At 63.1% G+C, this 15,751-nt stretch carries 13 protein-coding genes, 1 pseudogene and 1 riboswitch; of the genes and pseudogenes, 7 read left to right on the top strand and 7 right to left on the bottom strand.

The features are described 5' to 3' along the window. Positions 1 to 12 precede the first annotated feature (12 nt). Together NKH83_RS12430 and NKH83_RS12425 are read right to left on the bottom strand one after the other, a co-directional pair. The gene (locus tag NKH83_RS12430) at positions 13 to 621 is read right to left on the bottom strand and encodes a TetR/AcrR family transcriptional regulator (protein ID WP_352804649.1); all 609 of its coding nucleotides are present in this window, start codon (positions 619 to 621) and stop codon (positions 13 to 15) included. A gap of 238 nt (positions 622 to 859) precedes the next feature. Then, the gene (locus NKH83_RS12425; RefSeq protein ID WP_352804646.1) at positions 860 to 2,500 is read right to left on the bottom strand and encodes an acyl-CoA synthetase; all 1,641 of its coding nucleotides are present in this window, start codon (positions 2,498 to 2,500) and stop codon (positions 860 to 862) included. Between the two features lie 186 nt (positions 2,501 to 2,686). On the opposite strand from NKH83_RS12425, the gene NKH83_RS12420 reads away from it, so the two are divergent. After that, positions 2,687 to 3,652 (top strand): sugar-binding transcriptional regulator, encoded by a 966-nt coding sequence (locus tag NKH83_RS12420; RefSeq protein WP_254818705.1) that lies wholly within the window; start codon positions 2,687 to 2,689, stop codon positions 3,650 to 3,652. 74 nt (positions 3,653 to 3,726) lie between these two features. Beyond that, positions 3,727 to 5,781: a bifunctional aldolase/short-chain dehydrogenase gene (locus tag NKH83_RS12415; protein WP_352804643.1), complete on the top strand. Its 2,055-nt coding sequence runs from the start codon at positions 3,727 to 3,729 to the stop codon at positions 5,779 to 5,781. Between the two features lie 71 nt (positions 5,782 to 5,852). Here the strand turns inward: NKH83_RS12415 and NKH83_RS12410 are convergent, their stop codons facing one another. The 3 genes from NKH83_RS12410 to NKH83_RS12400 all read right to left on the bottom strand — a co-directional run bounded on the left by NKH83_RS12410 (position 5,853) and on the right by NKH83_RS12400 (position 9,545). Beyond that, a complete protein-coding gene (locus NKH83_RS12410) occupies positions 5,853 to 6,908 on the bottom strand; it encodes a substrate-binding domain-containing protein (protein ID WP_352505322.1) in 1,056 nt (351 codons plus the stop codon). 46 nt (positions 6,909 to 6,954) lie between these two features. Further along, on the bottom strand, positions 6,955 to 7,950 hold the full coding sequence (locus NKH83_RS12405) for an ABC transporter permease (protein WP_352476556.1): 996 nt from the start codon (positions 7,948 to 7,950) through the stop codon (positions 6,955 to 6,957). 83 nt (positions 7,951 to 8,033) lie between these two features. Beyond that, positions 8,034 to 9,545: a sugar ABC transporter ATP-binding protein gene (locus NKH83_RS12400; protein WP_352804640.1), complete on the bottom strand. Its 1,512-nt coding sequence runs from the start codon at positions 9,543 to 9,545 to the stop codon at positions 8,034 to 8,036. A 135-nt stretch (positions 9,546 to 9,680) separates the two neighbouring features. Between NKH83_RS12400 and mtnK the strand changes: the two genes are divergently transcribed. The 5 genes and pseudogenes from mtnK to dhaL all read left to right on the top strand — a co-directional run bounded on the left by mtnK (position 9,681) and on the right by dhaL (position 14,517). Then, the gene (mtnK, locus tag NKH83_RS12395; protein WP_352804637.1) at positions 9,681 to 10,952 is read left to right on the top strand and encodes an S-methyl-5-thioribose kinase; all 1,272 of its coding nucleotides are present in this window, start codon (positions 9,681 to 9,683) and stop codon (positions 10,950 to 10,952) included. Beyond that, positions 10,949 to 12,043 carry an S-methyl-5-thioribose-1-phosphate isomerase gene (gene mtnA / locus NKH83_RS12390; RefSeq protein ID WP_352505326.1) on the top strand — a complete coding sequence of 365 codons (1,095 nt, stop codon included), beginning with the start codon at positions 10,949 to 10,951 and terminating at the stop codon, positions 12,041 to 12,043. Before mtnK ends, mtnA begins: the two co-directional genes overlap by 4 nt. A gap of 56 nt (positions 12,044 to 12,099) precedes the next feature. After that, positions 12,100 to 12,247, top strand: a riboswitch (FMN riboswitch). A gap of 76 nt (positions 12,248 to 12,323) precedes the next feature. Next, positions 12,324 to 12,796, top strand: a pseudogene (locus NKH83_RS12385) (6,7-dimethyl-8-ribityllumazine synthase). A 68-nt stretch (positions 12,797 to 12,864) separates the two neighbouring features. Then, complete coding sequence (locus NKH83_RS12380) at positions 12,865 to 13,872, top strand: dihydroxyacetone kinase subunit DhaK (RefSeq protein ID WP_352804634.1); 1,008 nt, start codon at positions 12,865 to 12,867, stop codon at positions 13,870 to 13,872. A gap of 9 nt (positions 13,873 to 13,881) precedes the next feature. Next, positions 13,882 to 14,517: a dihydroxyacetone kinase subunit DhaL gene (dhaL, locus tag NKH83_RS12375; RefSeq protein ID WP_352804631.1), complete on the top strand. Its 636-nt coding sequence runs from the start codon at positions 13,882 to 13,884 to the stop codon at positions 14,515 to 14,517. On the opposite strand, the gene derI is transcribed toward dhaL, so the two are convergent. Beyond that, positions 14,514 to 14,957: a D-erythrulose-4-phosphate isomerase gene (gene derI / locus NKH83_RS12370; protein ID WP_352804628.1), complete on the bottom strand. Its 444-nt coding sequence runs from the start codon at positions 14,955 to 14,957 to the stop codon at positions 14,514 to 14,516. The two genes, dhaL and derI, sit on opposite strands and share 4 nt — an antisense overlap. A gap of 26 nt (positions 14,958 to 14,983) precedes the next feature. Beyond that, positions 14,984 to 15,742: a triose-phosphate isomerase gene (locus NKH83_RS12365; RefSeq protein ID WP_352804625.1), complete on the bottom strand. Its 759-nt coding sequence runs from the start codon at positions 15,740 to 15,742 to the stop codon at positions 14,984 to 14,986. Positions 15,743 to 15,751 lie beyond the last annotated feature (9 nt).

The raw sequence follows: 15,751 nt of genomic DNA, 5'->3' as shown, positions 1-15,751 counted from the left end.
GGGCGGCAACGGTCATTTCTTCAAGGCTCTGATGGCAAAGTCGGCAAGCTCGTCCGGCGTTGCCCGGTTCTTCTTGGCGAGGCACTGGGCCATGATCTGCGGATGGCAGAGGCTGATAATGGCAGCGCCGAAGCACCGGGACGCGATCACCGGATCCTGATCGACGAACTCGCCGGTGGCGATGCCCTCGCGGATCACTTCCGCGACCAGTTCGTGGATGCTGTCGATGTGCTTTTCGATGACGTGCCAGTCGCGCTCGATGGCGACGATGACCATCTCGTGCACCTTCTCCTGGTCGATCATGGTCTCGAGCGTCCACTGATAGTGCGTATGCACATAGCGGCGGAGTTTTTCGCTGGCGGTGCCGGGGCCATGGCAGGCCTCGTAGGTCAACCGGTAGCAGGTCTCGAGCATACGGCCGCAAACCGCCTGGTGGATTTCGACCTTAGAGGCGAAGAAGCGATAGATGTTGGCGGTCGACATGCCGAGTTCGCGCGCTATATCGGCGACGTTGGTCTTGCCGTAGCCGTAGTGGCGAAACAATCGCTCCGCGCAATCCAGGATGCGCGTGACATTCTCCTGGCGGGCGGAATCGGCGGTGGTGTCTAGGGTTTCAAGCATCTCGTTGGCCAAAATTTACGACTGACGAATTTAGAATTTCGTCACTCGTAAATTGAAAACCGTCACCTGTCAAGGCACGATTTTGGGCGCTGACGACAGAGGGTGACATCTCTGGACGGAGTTGGCCCATGAAGCGCATGGGATTGGCGCCGGGCGCGCCTGCGACAGCGCGCGTTTTTTTGTGCGAAGGATTTTTGAAAAGATGCTTTCCGAAATCGGTTCCGTTTCGGATCAGGCGCTAAGGCTGCTTTGCCATCTCCCGCAGCCGGAACTTCTGGATCTTGCCCGTCGAAGTCTTCGGGATTTCGGCGAAGATCACCGCTTTCGGCACCTTGAAGCGGGCGAGCAGTGCGCGGCAGTGCTCGATGATTTCGGCCTCAGTCGCCGCCTTGCCCGGCTTCAGCTCGACATAGGCAACGGGCACCTCGCCCCATTTATCGTCGGATCGGGCGACAACGCCGCAGGAAGCGACGGCGGGATGCTTGTAGAGCGCCTCCTCGACCTCGATCGAGGAGATGTTTTCGCCGCCGGAGATGATGATGTCCTTGGAACGGTCCTTGAGCTGGATGTAGCCATCCGGATGCATCACGCCGAGGTCGCCCGAATGGAACCAGCCGCCGGCAAAAGCCTCGTCGCTCGCCTTGCGGTTCCTGAGATAGCCCTTCATGACGATATTGCCGCGGAACATCACCTCGCCGATCGTCTCGCCGTCGGCCGGCGTTTCTTGCATGGTCTGCGGGTCCATCACCGTCAGGCCTTCGAGCGCGGCGTAGCGCACGCCCTGCCTGGCCTTCTTCGCCGCCCTCGCCCCCTTCTCCAGCCCGTCCCACTCGCCGTGCCATTCGTTGACGACGGCCGGGCCGTAGGTTTCGGTCAGGCCGTAGAGATGGGTGACGACAAAGCCCGCCTCGGCCATGCCCGACAGCACCGCCTCAGGCGGCGGCGCCGCGGCGGTGTTGAAGGTGACGGTCTGCGGAAATTGCCGCTTGTCCTCGTCCCTAGCGTTGATCAGCACCGACATCACCACCGGTGCGCCACACAGATGGGTGACGCCGTAATCGGCGATGGCGTCGTAGATCGGCTTCGGCCGCACCCAGCGCAGGCAGACATGGGTGCCAGCCTGCACGGCAAGCGTCCAGGGAAAGCACCAGCCGTTGCAATGGAACATCGGCAGCGTCCACAGATAGACCGGGTGCTTGCCCATGCCGGCATGGATGGTGTTGGCATAGGCCATCAGTGCCGCGCCGCGATGGTGACAGACGACGCCCTTCGGATTGCCTGTCGTGCCGGAGGTGTAGTTGAGCGAGATGGCATCCCATTCGTCGTCCGGCATCGACCAGGCGAAATCCTCGTCGCCGTCGGCGACAAACGCCTCATAGTCCAGCGTGCCGATCCGTTCCCCCTTGGGAGAGGGCGCATCGGCGGCATAGTCGGGATCGTCGTAATCGATCAGCAGCGGCCTGACCTTGGCTAGCGTCAGCGCTTGCTGGACCACGCCGGCGAATTCGCGGTCGACGATCAGCACCTTGCTTTCGGCGTGATCGAGCTGGAAGGCAATGACGGCGGCGTCGAGGCGGGTGTTGAGCGAGTGCAGCACCGCCTTGGTCATCGGCACGCCGAAATGCGCTTCCAGCATCGGCGGCGTGTTGGACAGCATGACGGTGACGGTGTCGCCCTTGCCGATGCCGCGCTTAGAAAGGGCCGAGGCAAGCCTCAGCGAGCGTTTCCAGAAATCGCGATAAGTCGTGCGCCGGCGGCCATGAATGATGGCGACCTGGTCGGGAAAGGTTTTTGCCGCCCGCTCGAAATAGGTGAGCGGCGTCAGCGGCTGATGGTTGGCCGGGTTCCTGTCGAGATCCTGTTCGTAGGGATTGCCCATCCCGTCCTCCCCGATGTTCGTCCAGAACTTTAGCTACCGGTTTGCGGTCCGTCACCACCAACGATGCCGCGACAGACCGCATTTGGCACAATGACGATCTAGATTCGACGGGCGCGAGAGCATTACCTGCCCGCGCGTAGTTTGACTTTTGTCGAGAGCCGTGAATAATGTCAGCGAGGAGATGGCATGGCGATCCGACCGGCAGAACAGCTTATCCACAAGGCCGCCTGGCTTTACTACGCACACGGGTTGCGCCAGGACCAGGTGGCCAGCCAGCTCAAGATTTCGCGTGCCTCAGTAGCGATGTATCTGCGCAAGGCGCGCGAGACCGGCATCGTCAACATCTCGACCTCGACCCAGCTTTTCACCGACGACGTGCTGGCGCGCGAGCTGGAAGACGCGCTGAAGCTCGACGCCGTCTGGATCGCGCCGGAAAACGGCTATGTCGCCGACCCGTCCACCGACATCGCGGTACTTGCGGCAAGCGTCTTTCTCGAGCTGGTCAGGAAGGGCGACCGCATCGGCGTCGCCTGGGGGCGGACCATCTACACCATCGCCGATATCATGTCCTATGCCGATCTGCAGGACGTCACCGTGGTGCAGCTCTGCGGCAATCTGGGCGCCCCCTATTCGTACCGGCCGGACCAATGCACCATGGAGATCGCCCGCCGGCTCAACGCCAAGGGACTGAATTTTTACGCGCCGCTGGTGCTGACGACGGAAGAACTGGCACGCGGCCTGCGCGCCGAGCCGGTGATCCGCGAGCAATTGTCGGGCATCGGTGACTGCAACCTGGCGCTATACTCGGTCGGCTCGGTGGATACCGACAGCCATCTGGTCAAATGCGGCGCGCTGACGCCAAGCGAAATGGCTGCATTGCGCAAGGCGGGTGCGGCCGGCGTCATTGCCGGGCAAATCATCGACGCCCAGGGCCAGGCGCTCGACTGCAGCTACAACCGCCGGCTGATTTCGGCGGAGCTGTCATCGCTGCGCCAGATCGAAAAGCGCCTTGTGGTGGTGCAGGAGGAGAGCAAGTTCGAACCGCTCGTCGCGGCGATCGCCGGCGGGCTCTGCACCCATCTCGTCGTCGGCGCGCGCATGGCGCGACGGCTGCTCGACCATGCCGGAGCGGCAGCAGAAAAGGTAGCGTGATAGCCGCCGGTGCATTGTCATCAAGGCGTCGCGGCATTCCTGTTCACAACAAAGAGAAATCGGACGAAGCTGACATGAAGAACCTATGGAATGACGGCGAGGCGGAGAAGCTGGTCGCCGACTATGCAAAGAAGGGTGTGGCCCGCGACCTGGCGTTGCGCGTCTACACGACCAGGCTGCTGGGCGGCGAGCCGCGGCTCGTCCTGCATGGCGGCGGCAACACCTCGTGCAAGACCAAGGCCACCGATCTTGTCGGTGACGAGTGGGACGTGCTCTGCGTCAAGGGCAGCGGCTGGGACATGGGCGTCATCGAGCCGCAGGGCCTGCCGGCGGTCAAGCTCGGCGCGCTGTTGAAGGCGCGGTCGCTGAAGAAGCTCTCCGACGAGGACATGGTCGCGCTGCAGCGGGCGAACCTCATCGATCCGTCCTCGCCCAATCCGTCCGTCGAGACGCTGCTGCACGCGTTCCTGCCGCACAAATTCATCGACCACACGCATTCGACCGCAATCCTCGCCATCGTCGACCAGGAGGACAGCGAGGCGCTGAGCCGGAAGGTGTTCGGCGAAAAGATGGGCTTCGTGCCTTACATCATGCCGGGCTTCGATCTGGCGAAGGCGGCCGCCGATGTTTTCGACGCCGATCCGATGGTCGAAGGCCTGATCCTCGACAAGCATGGGATTTTCACCTTCGGCGACGATGCCAGGCAGGCCTATGACCGGATGATCCATTATGTGAACGTCGCCGAGGATTTCATCGCCAGCCACGGCAAGCCGCGCACCGAAAAGGTGGCACTGCCGGCCAGGCTGGCGAAGCCCGCGGAGATTGCGCCGATGCTGCGCGGCGCGGTGGCGGTGGCTCGCGGTGAAGGCCGCTTCGACCGCATGATCAGCGATTTCCGCACCTCGGATGCGATCGTGGATTTCATCAATTCGGCAAAAATTGCCGACTATGCCGGGCGCGGCGTCTCGACACCCGACCTGTCGATCCGCATCAAGACCGGACCGATGGCACTGCCGGCGCCCGACGCTGACAAGGTAGGCGACTACAAATCCGTCATCCGCCAGCATGTCGAGAAATTCGCCAAGGACTATCGCGCCTATTTCGAAACCAATGATGCGCTCGACGACGTGAAGCGCACCATGCTCGACCCGATGCCGCGGCTGACGCTGGTGCCCGGCCTCGGCATGTTCGGCCATGGCCGCACGCTCAAGGACGCGAAGATCGCCTCCGATGTCGGTGAAATGTGGATCGAGGCGGCGCGCGGAGCGGAAGCGGTCGGCGACTTCCGTCCACTGTCCAAAGCCGACCTGTTCCCACTCGAATACTGGTCGCTGGAACAGGCCAAGCTCGCCTCCAACAAGCCGAAGCCGCTGACTGGCCAGGTTGTGCTGGTCACCGGCGGCGCCGGCGCAATCGGCGCCGCCACCGCAAAGCTGTTCGCCTACAACGGCGCTCATGCCGTCGTCGTCGATCTCGATGCGGCAAGGGCGACGGAAGCGGCGAAGAAGGCCGGCAACAATTCGATCGGCATTGGCGCCGACATCACCGATCCGGCGCAGATGCGCGCTGCGTTCGACAAGGCGGTCGACGTCTACGGCGGCCTCGACATTCTCGTCTCGAATGCCGGTGCCGCCTGGGAGGGCCGGATCGGCGAGCTCGACGACGCCACCTTGCGCAAGAGTTTCGAACTCAATTTCTTCGCCCACCAGTCGGCGGCGCAGAATGCCGTGCGCATCATGCTCGAACAGGGCACCGGCGGCGTGCTGTTGTTCAATACCTCCAAGCAGGCGGTCAATCCGGGGCCGAAGTTCGGCGCCTATGGCATTCCCAAGGCGGCAACGCTGTTTTTGTCTAGGCAATATGCCCTCGACTACGGCGCGCATGGCATCCGCTCCAATGCCGTCAACGCCGACCGCATCCGTTCGGGGCTGTTGACCGATGCCATGATCGCCAGCCGCTCGGGCGCACGCGGCGTGTCTGAAAAGGAGTACATGTCCGGCAACCTGCTCGGGCAGGAAGTGACGGCCGAAGACGTCGCCCAGGCCTTTCTGCATCAAGCGCTGGCCGAGCGGACAACCGCCGATGTGACGACGGTTGACGGCGGCAACATCGCGGCGGCGTTGAGGTAGATCTAAACGCCGGGCCAACAAAAAAAAGAGCGGCCCGCGAGCCGCTCTTTTCCTTTGCCGATAGCGAAAGACTACTTCGCGTTCGGGTTCGGCATCCAGGCCGGCATCGCGACATCGGCATGGGCGAATTGCGGCAGCTTGGCCGAGAGGTCCTCCATGTTCTTGATGTCCTTGTCGATCAGATCCTTCTGGGTGATCAGCGTCGGCGGCACGATGACGTTGTGGCCCGGGTCTTCGCCGGCCAAGAGTTGCGCCAGCGCACGCACCGAGACCTGGCCGACGACGGCCGGGTTGGTGGCGGCGGTTGCCGCCCAGGCGCTGTCCGGCTCGCGCATCGCGGCGATGTCCGAGGTAGAGATGTCGGCCGAATAGATCTTGATGTCCTTGTTCAACCCGGCCTCGTCGACGGCGATCTTCACGCCTTTGGCGAATTCGTCATAGGGCGCGAACATCACCTTGATGTCGGGATGAGCCGACAACACCGAGCGAGCCTGGTTGGCGACCGAATTGGCGATCGGATTGTCGAGCGTGCCGAACATGGCGACTTCGTTGATGCCCGAATATTTCTTCTTGAATTCGACCCAGGTCTCGTTGCGGCGGTCGAGCGGCGCGATGCCGGCGACATAGACATAGCCGGCCTTCCAGCTCTCGCCATTGTCTTTGACCGCCTGTTCGAGCGCCAGGCGCGCGAGGTCGCGGTCGGATTGCTCGATCTGCGGGATCTTGGGGTTTTCGACATTGACGTCGAAGGCGACGACCTTGATGCCGGCATCGACCGCGCGCTGGGCGGCGTCCTTCATCGATTCCGTCAGTCCGTGCTGGATGATGATGCCCTGGACGCCGAGCGCGATGGCTTGGTCGACCATGTCGGCCTGAAGCGCCGCGTCCTGGCGACTGTCGAGCACGCGCAGGTCGACGCCGAGCGCCTTGGCCTGCGCCTCGACACCTGACAAATACGCCTGGAAGAAGTCGCCGGTCGAGAGATAGCGGACCAGCGCTATCTTGACGGCGCCCGGCTTGTCGAACGGCGCTGGCCGATCCTGCGCCATTGCCGGCAACTGCATCAGCAATGTTGCGCCGGCAAGCCCGAGCGCTGCCTTCCCCAAAAGTCTTCTTGTGATGTTCACGTCGCTTCCTCCACTTGTTGAACCCAAAATGTGACCCGGTCGAACCCTATCTCCTGCCCCTGCCGGACAGGGCGAAGGTAAAGACAAGGGCGACCACGAGAACCACGCCCTTGACGAAATCCTGCGTGTAGTAAGGCGCGTTCATCATCGTCAGGCCCTGCAGCAACACGCCGACAAACACCGCGCCGACGGCGGTGCCGAAGGCGTTCGGCTTGGCGGCGCCGAGAACCGCGTAACCGATGAGTGCCGCGGCCACCGCGTCGAGCAACAGATTATTACCCGAGGCGATGTCGCCGCGTCCAAGCCGGGCGGCGAGCAAAATGCCGCCGATCGAGGCAAAAACCCCTGATATAACGTAGGCCCAGATTTTGTATGCCTTGACAGGGGCGCCGGCGAGTTCGGCGGCGCGTTCGTTGCTGCCGACCGCATACATCATGCGCCCGAAACGTGTGTATTCTAGAAAGAACCAGATCAGTACGGCCAGCACGAGCAGGACGACGACCGACACCGGGATGAGGTTCGGGATGAAGAAGTCGAAGCGGTGACGCCCAAGTGCCAGGAACGCTGCGCCGAAGCTGCCGTTGGCAACCGAGCCGTCGGGCATGGTCATGCCGGTGGCGATCGAGCGGCCCTCGGTAGGTATGCGCTGCAGGCCGACAAGCAGGAACATCATGCCGAGCGTCGCCAAAAGGTCCGGCACCCGCATATAGACGATCAGCCAGCCATTGATGAGGCCGACGACGGCGCCGATCACAAGGCAGACGACGACCGCCACGACGGCGTTCTGTTCCAGCACCACCATGACGTAGGCAGCCGCCATCATGGCGCTGGTGGCGACCGAGCCGATCGACAGGTCGAAGCCGCCGACGACCAGCGTGGCGGTGACGCCGAGCGCCAGAACGCCGGTGATGGCGACCGACTGGAAGATGAAGACGGCGCTTTGCGGCGAGACGAAACCATCGGCGGCGACGGCGAAATAGGCGATCAGCCCGAACAACAGAACGATGAAGCCGTAGCGAATAGCATGGTCGCGCAGGATCATTCAGCGCTCCCGCACGCTGGCACCGTCTTTATCCGACCCGAATTCATACCCTCTCCATTCCAATTCTCATCGTCTTCCCGCTGTCAGGCTGCGCTGTGCAACGGCCCGCCCGCCACTTCGGCCAATAGCCGCTCGAGATCGACATCGGTATTGCGGTGCTCGCCGACGATCGTCTGCTCCGACATCACCAGGATGCGATCGGCCGTCTCCAGGGCTTCGTCGAGTTCGGTGACGAACAGCAGCGTCGCGCGGCCGTGGGCGCTCGCCCGCAGCTTTGCGGCGATATCGCGTCTGGCCGAGATGTCCACACCTTGAAACGGCTCGTCGAGGATGAAAAGCCTTGCCGCCTGCGACATCCAGCGGGCGACCATCACCTTCTGCTGATTGCCACCGGAAAGCGACGCCATCTCGTCCCTCTCGGAGCGGCAGACGATGCCCAACTCCTGGATCTGCTGGCGGGCAACAGCGCGTTCGATACGGCGTTTGAGAACACCGAGACGCGACATGCGACTGTGAAACGGCAGGCTGATGTTTTCCTGGATGTTGAAGTCGCCGACGATGCCGTTTTCGCCACGGTCCTTGGCGACGAGAAACACGCCGGCGGCAATCGCTTCGCCGGTCGACGCCGGCGCATAGGGTTTCCCGTTCAGCACCATGGTCCCGGACAGCGGCTTGCGCAAACCGAACAGCGTCTCGGCGAGTGCGGTCTTGCCGACACCGACGAGGCCGGTGATGGCGACGACCTCGCCGTCGCCGAGGGTCAGCCAAATCGGCCTGGCGCCTTCAGCAATCCGCAACGCATCGGCAGTGAAAATTGCCTTGGCCGAATTCCTGGCGACGATCCGCTCGAGCTGGATCTTACGGCCGAGCATGGCGTTGACCGCACCTTCGTAATCCAGCGGCTTCTTGTCGAAGATACCTGAGATAACCCCATCGCGCATTGAAATGATGCGATCGGCAAGCCGTCTGATATCCGACATACGGTGCGAGATGTAGAGGATCGCCACGCCTTGCTGGCGGAGCCGGTCGAGCAATGCGAACAGCCGGTCGGCTTCGGCGCTGGACAGCGAGGAGGTCGGCTCGTCGAGGATCAGCACTTTCGGCCGGTGCGCCATGGCGCGGGCGATCGCCACCATCTGGCGGTCGGCCAGAGAGAGATCGCTGATCCGGGCCTTGAGGTCGATGGCCAGTCCCATGCGGTCGGCCACCGCCTTTGCCTCGCGACGCACCCGGCCTGGATTGAACAGGGTCGGCACGCCGCTGCCGCTCAACCTATCGAGGGTAAGATTGGTGGCGACGTCGAGGTCGGCGACGACACCGTCATTGATGTTCTGGTGGACGGTAACGACGCCGGCGCGGATCGCCTCCGCCGGCGTTTTCGGGTCGAACTCATGCCCGGCAAGCGACATCGAGCCGCCGCCATGGTCGTAAACGCCGCTGATGATCTTGACGAGGGTGGATTTGCCGGCGCCGTTGGCGCCCATCAGCACGGTCACTTCGCCGGCATGCAATTCGAGCGAGACGCCGCCAAGCACCTCGATATGGCCAAAGGATTTCCTCAGGCCATCGACGCGGAACACGGCATCATTGCCCATTCGTTCCTCCCTGACCGTGACGCTATGGGCTATATCGGCAATTGTCAACACGATTGACAATTGCCAGAAGGCTTCCTAGCTTGGCCCGGCCGCCATGGCTCCGCTATCATCGGAGCACATAAGCGGGAGGTGAGGATGACTGGGAAATCGCCGTTCGAAGCACTGTCGGTCGAGACACTGGCGGGCCGTCTCGGTGCCAACGAGGCCCTGTGTTCGCAGATCGGCAAGGATACGAGCCAGTGGAAGGTTCGTGAAGTCGGCGACGGCAATCTGAACCTTGTGTTCATCGTCGAAGGTGCTGAGGGTGCGGCCGTCGTCAAGCAGGCCCTGCCCTACGTCCGGCTGGTCGGCGACAGCTGGCCGCTGCCGTTAAAACGCTCCTTCTTCGAATACCATGCGCTGACGCGGCAACAGGCACGGGCGCCGGGTTCGGTGCCGGCCATCTACCACTTCGACGAAAGTCAGGCGCTGATCATCATGGAGTATCTGTCGCCGCACATCATCCTGCGGCGGGCGCTGATCGAGGGCCGGCAATTGCCCAACATCGCGAAAGATATCGGCTTGTTCATGGCCCGCACGTTGTTTCGCGGCTCCGACCTGCATATGGCGACCAGGGACCGCAAGGCCGATCTGGCGCTGTTCGCCGACAATGTCGAACTATGCGACATCACCGAGAACCTGGTTTTCTCGGATCCGTATTTCGATGCCAAGATGAACCGCCACACCAGTCCGCAGCTCGACGGCATTGTCGCCGAGCTGCGTGCCGACCGCGACCTCAAGGTCGAGGCGCAGCGGATGAAGCACATCTTCGCTGCCAATGCCGAGACGCTGCTGCATGGCGACCTGCATTCCGGCTCGATCATGGTCACCGACGCCGAAACGCGGATGATCGACCCCGAATTCGCCTTCTACGGCCCGATCGCCTTCGACGTTGGCATGCTGCTCGCCAATTTCTGGATGGCGTTCTTCTCGCAGCGCGGCCATGAACAGGGCGGAAGCCGCGATGCCATGCGCGACTATCTGCTCGGCGTTACGGTCGAGACATGGTCGGTATTCCGCGTCGAGTTCTCGCATCTGTGGCGAACCGAGCGTACCGGCATGCTCTACCAGAAGAGCCTGTTCGAGGATCAGGGCGACAGGCTTAGCGCCGAGCAGGCGCTCGACCACATGCTGCAGTCGATCTGGACCGATCTGCTCGGCTTTGCCGGCGTCGAGGTTCACCGGCGCATTCTCGGCCTTGCCCATAATGCTGATTTCGAGACCATTGCCGATCCTGATCTGCGCGCCAGATGTGAGGCAAAGGCGCTGAAATTCGGCCGTCACGTTGCCGTCAACCGGCGCCAGATCCACAGCATCGACGAGGTCAACCGGTTGGCCGCGCTGATCGAACGGGAGAGCAGAATTTGAACGTCGGCGACCGCCACTACCGCACTATCTGGCCGAGTGACGACGGGCGTTCGGTGGAGATCATCGACCAGCGCTGGCTGCCGCATGAGTTCCGCATCGAAAAGATCGATACCGTCGCCGGCATCGCCACGGCAATCCGCGACATGTGGGTGCGCGGGGCGCCGCTGATCGGCGTCACCGCGGCCTATGGCGTCGCCATGCAGATGGCCGACGACCCGTCGGATGCAGCACTCGACGCCGTCTGGGCAACCTTGCACGAAACGCGCCCGACGGCGATCAATTTGCGCTGGGCGCTGAACGAAATGCAGCGCTTCCTGCTGACGCTTCCCCTGGCAGAACGTGCCGCGGCTGCGTATCGGCGTGCCGGCGAGATCGCCGACGAGGATGTCGGCCTCAACCGCGCCATCGGCGCCCATGGGCTCGAAATCATCAAGGCGATCGCGGCGCGCAAGCAGCCAGGCGAACCAGTCAACATCCTGACCCACTGCAATGCCGGCTGGCTGGCCACCGTCGACTACGGCACCGCCACCGCGCCGATCTATCTGGCGACGGAAGCCGGCATTCCAGTCCATGTCTATGTCGATGAAACGCGACCCCGCAACCAGGGTGCCCAATTGACCGCCTGGGAGATGGCCGGCCACGGCGTGCCGCATACGCTCATTGTCGACAACGCCGGCGGCCATCTGATGCAGCGTGGCCAGATCGACATGGTCGTCGTCGGCACCGACAGGACCACCGCCGACGGCGATGTGTGCAACAAGATCGGTACCTATCTCAAGGCACTGGCCGCCGCCGACAACGACGTGCCGTTCTATGTCGCGCTGCCGTCGCCGACGATCGACTGGACCGTGGGCGACGGGCTGGCCGAAATCCCGATCGAACAGCGCTCGCCCGACGAGGTCTCGCTGGTCTGGGGCAAGACCGCGTCCGGCGAGATCGCCCAGGTCCGCGTGTCGCCGGAAGCCACGCCGGCGGCCAATCCGGCCTTCGACGTGACGCCGGCGCGGCTGGTCACCGGTTTGATCACCGAACGCGGTGTCGCTACGGCCTCGCGCGAAGGCCTGAAGACGATGTTTCCCGAGCGCGGATGATCCGCGGTCGGCGCCGCGATTGACAGTACAGCCCTGCCCTCCCATACATCTGCCGTCAATGTTCTCAGGGCGGGGTGAAAGTCCCCACCGGCGGTGAAGGGTTTCGGCCCAAGCCCGCGAGCGCCTTCCAGATGATCGGAAGGGTCAGCAGATCCGGTGTGATTCCGGAGCCGACGGTCAAAGTCCGGATGGAAGAGAACGAATGGAAGACGGTCCGCTTTCGCGGTTCGGATTCCATATCGTGCGTCCTGATTCTGGTTCGAAACGGAAGGATGGACCCATGAATCAGCATTCCCGGAAAAACTATGAAACGATCCGCGTTGCCGTCATTCGGGCGCGCTGGCACGCCGACATCGTCGACCAATGCGTTGCAGCGTTCGAGGCGGACTGGCGGTTCTCGGGGAGAAACGCTTTGCCGTCGATGTCTTCGACGTGCCGGGTGCCTATGAGATTCCCCTGCATGCAAAGACCTTGGCCCAGACCGGTCGCTATGCGGCGATCCTCGGCGCGGCGTTTGTCGTCAATGGCGGCATCTACCGCCATGAATTCGTGGCGGGCGCTGTCATCGACGGCATGATGAACGTGCAATTGTCGACTGGCGTGCCCGTGCTTTCGGCGGTGCTGACGCCGCACAACTACTATGACAGTGCGGACCATCACCGCTTCTTCTTTGAGCATTTCAAGGTCAAGGGCAAAGAGGCGGCCAGTGCCTGCGTGCAACTGCTGGCGGCACGCGAACGCATCGCGGCATGAAATCTCCGTCGCGGGTGGAAATCCCGGTAAGGCGCTGTAGTATCTCACGAAAACCAAGGAGGATGCCGGTGCAGACCAAGAAGATCATCAATGACGGTAACCGCTCCGTCGACGAGATGCTGGAGGGCATCCTGGCTGCGCATCCGCGCCATCTCAAAAGTGCGGAGGGAAGTCCGCGCTCCATCATCGCCCGCGACGGCCCACGCCCCGGCAAGGTCGGCCTCGTCATCGGCGGTGGCTCCGGCCACGAGCCGACCTTCCTCGGCTTCGTCGGCAAGGGGCTGGCCGACGCCGCCGCAATCGGCAATGTCTTCGCCTCGCCGCCGCCGGACCCGATCCTCGAATGCGCCAAGGCGGCCAGCGGCGGCGCCGGCGTGCTGTTCATGTACGGCAACTATGCCGGCGACGTGATGAACTTCGACATGGCCGCAGAGATGGCGGCGATGGACGACATCGAAGTGCGCACCGTGCTGACCACCGACGACGTCGCCTCGGCGCCACGCGACCAGAGGCAGAAGCGGCGCGGCGTCGCCGGAAATTTCTTCATTTTCAAGGCCGCCGGTGCCGCATGCGACCAGATGCTGTCATTCGATGAATGCGAGCGTATCGCCAGGAAGGCCAACGATCACACCTTCACGATGGGCGTGGCGCTGTCGCCCTGCTCGCTGCCGCAGACCCGCCGGCCCAATTTCGAGATCGGCCCGGACGAGATGGAGATCGGCATGGGCATCCACGGCGAGCCCGGCACCGCGCGTGGAAAGTTGAAAACCGCCGACGAGATCACCGACGAAATGCTGGACAAGGTCCTCGACGAGATGGCGCCGGCGCGCGGCGATAAGGTCGCCGTGCTCGTCAATTCGCTCGGCTCAACGCCGTTGATGGAGCTTTACATCATGAATCGGCGCGTCAAGCAGAGGCTCGACGACATCGGCGTTTCCGTCCACGCGACCTGGGTCGGCAATTATTGCACGTCGCTCGAAATGGCCGGCGCCTCGGTGACGCTGATGCATCTCGACGGCGAATTGCAGGCGATGCTCGACCATCCCTGCGACTGCGCCATGTTCCGCGCCGGCTGAGAGAGCATCATGAAATCCACCGATACGGCCAAATTGAAAAGAATGTTCGATGCGATCGCCGCGGCGATCGACGCCGACAAGGACAGGCTCTGCCGGCTCGACGGCATCATCGGCGACGCCGACCATGGCATCGCCATGGCACTAGGCTTCGGCGCTGTGCGCGACGCGCTGGACCAGATCGATGCGTCGACCGAGCCGACGGCATTGCTCAACACCGCGGCAAAGTCGTTTCTCAACGCAGTCGGCGCCTCGTCGGGCCCGCTCTATGCGACCGCCTTCATGCGCGGTGCCGCCGCCGTGAAAGGCAAGGCAATTCTGGAGGACGCTGACGTCATCGCCATGTTCCGCGCGATGGCGCAAGGAATCCAGGATCGCGGCAAGGCCGAGCTCGGCGAAAAAACCATGGTCGACGCCTGGCTGCCGGCAGCGCAGGCAGCGGGTGTCGCACAGGAAGCCGGCAAGAGCCTGTCCGAGAGCCTGGATGCGGCCCTTGCCGCGGCCGAAAGCGGCGCCGAGGCGACCAAGGACATGATCGCCACCAAGGGCCGCTCTTCGCGTCTCGGCGAGCGCTCGCTCGGCCACGTCGATCCTGGCGCCGCGTCGGCCGTGACGATCGTCAGGGCGATGCGGAACAGTCTGGCTTAGCCCCGCTTCGCTGCGTCGAGCCTGTCGATGGCCTGGACATTGCCGGCCGATGGTCCCCTCTCATCGAATTCCGATGCGAGCCAGGCGTCGACGATCGACTTGGCCAGTTCCGGGCCGATGACGCGCGCGCCCATGGTGATGATCTGGGCGTTGTTGGATTTCGCCGCGCGCTCTGCCGAATAGGTGTCGTGGGTGAGTGCGGCGCGAATGCCGGGGACCTTGTTGGCGGAAATGGATACACCGATGCCGGTGCCGCAAAACAGGATGCCGCGATCGTTCTCGCCGTCCAGGATGGTCTGGGCGAGCTTCTGCGACAGGTCGGCATAGTAGCCGGCCTGGCTGAGGTCGCTAACCGTGAGGCCGGGCTTGGTGGCGAGGTGAGCGGCAATGACGTCGAGCAGCGGCTTGCCGGCGCTGTCGGCTCCAATGGCTATTTTCATGTTCGGTTTCCTTCCTGTTCGATGCTTCAGATCGCCGCCGAGGCGCGTTTGAGGATGTCGATATAGCCTTCCGCCTGCCAGGCGGAACGGCCGATGAACAAGCCGTCTATATTGGGCTGGCCGACCAATTCGGCGGCATTTTGCGGATTGACGCTGCCGCCATAAAGCACCGGTGGCACCACGGGCAGCAGGTCGCGGGCGATTTTCTTGATCAGCGCCTGCTGCCTGTCGGCATAATCCGAACTGGCCGGCACACCCTTGTCGCCGATCGCCCAGACCGGCTCATAGGCAAACAGGATCGTCGCCGCCTTCGCCGCCCCTTCGAGAAACTGCAGTGCGCCGTGCACCTGCAGGGCCAGTACCGCAGCGGCCTGCCCGCTGTTGCGTTGAGCCAAGGTCTCGCCGACGCAGATGAGTGGCACGAGACCGTGCTTCACCGCCGCTGCAGTCTTCAGCCCGACAGCCTTGTCGGTCTCGCCGAAATGCTCGCGCCGTTCGCTATGGCCCAACTCTACCATATCAAGTTCGCAGTCTTTCAGCATTACCGGCGAGATCTCGCCGGTCCAGGCACCGGCGTCGGCCCAATGCATGTTCTGCGCGCCGACCTTGGTGCGTGTCGGCGACAGCGCTTTCTTGACCTCGCGGATCGCGGTGAAGGGCGGGACGACGAAAGGCTGAATGCGCTCGTCGAAACCGGGGACGAACTCCGCCAGCGCCTCGGCGAAAGCCATCGCCTCGGCGAGCGTCTTGTTCATTTTCCAGCTGGTGCCGACCCAATAAACCATACGCGCCCT

The organism is Mesorhizobium sp. M0909 (assembly GCF_040319515.1).
Taxonomy (GTDB): Bacteria; Pseudomonadota; Alphaproteobacteria; order Rhizobiales; family Rhizobiaceae; genus Mesorhizobium.
This window is presented reverse-complemented; position numbering and strand designations above follow the sequence as displayed.

Bases quoted from the DNA above. Each gene is read 5' to 3' on its own strand.
- NKH83_RS12405 (WP_352476556.1), bottom strand. From the start codon at position 7,950: ATGATCCTGCGCGACCATGCTATTCGCTACGGCTTCATCGTTCTGTTG.
- mtnK (WP_352804637.1), top strand. From the start codon at position 9,681: ATGACTGGGAAATCGCCGTTCGAAGCACTGTCGGTCGAGACACTGGCG.
- derI (WP_352804628.1), bottom strand. From the start codon at position 14,957: ATGAAAATAGCCATTGGAGCCGACAGCGCCGGCAAGCCGCTGCTCGAC.
- NKH83_RS12420 (WP_254818705.1), top strand. From the start codon at position 2,687: ATGGCGATCCGACCGGCAGAACAGCTTATCCACAAGGCCGCCTGGCTT.
- dhaL (WP_352804631.1), top strand. From the start codon at position 13,882: ATGAAATCCACCGATACGGCCAAATTGAAAAGAATGTTCGATGCGATC.
- NKH83_RS12430 (WP_352804649.1), bottom strand. From the start codon at position 621: ATGCTTGAAACCCTAGACACCACCGCCGATTCCGCCCGCCAGGAGAAT.
- NKH83_RS12365 (WP_352804625.1), bottom strand. From the start codon at position 15,742: ATGGTTTATTGGGTCGGCACCAGCTGGAAAATGAACAAGACGCTCGCC.
- NKH83_RS12415 (WP_352804643.1), top strand. From the start codon at position 3,727: ATGAAGAACCTATGGAATGACGGCGAGGCGGAGAAGCTGGTCGCCGAC.
- NKH83_RS12425 (WP_352804646.1), bottom strand. From the start codon at position 2,500: ATGGGCAATCCCTACGAACAGGATCTCGACAGGAACCCGGCCAACCAT.
- NKH83_RS12400 (WP_352804640.1), bottom strand. From the start codon at position 9,545: ATGGGCAATGATGCCGTGTTCCGCGTCGATGGCCTGAGGAAATCCTTT.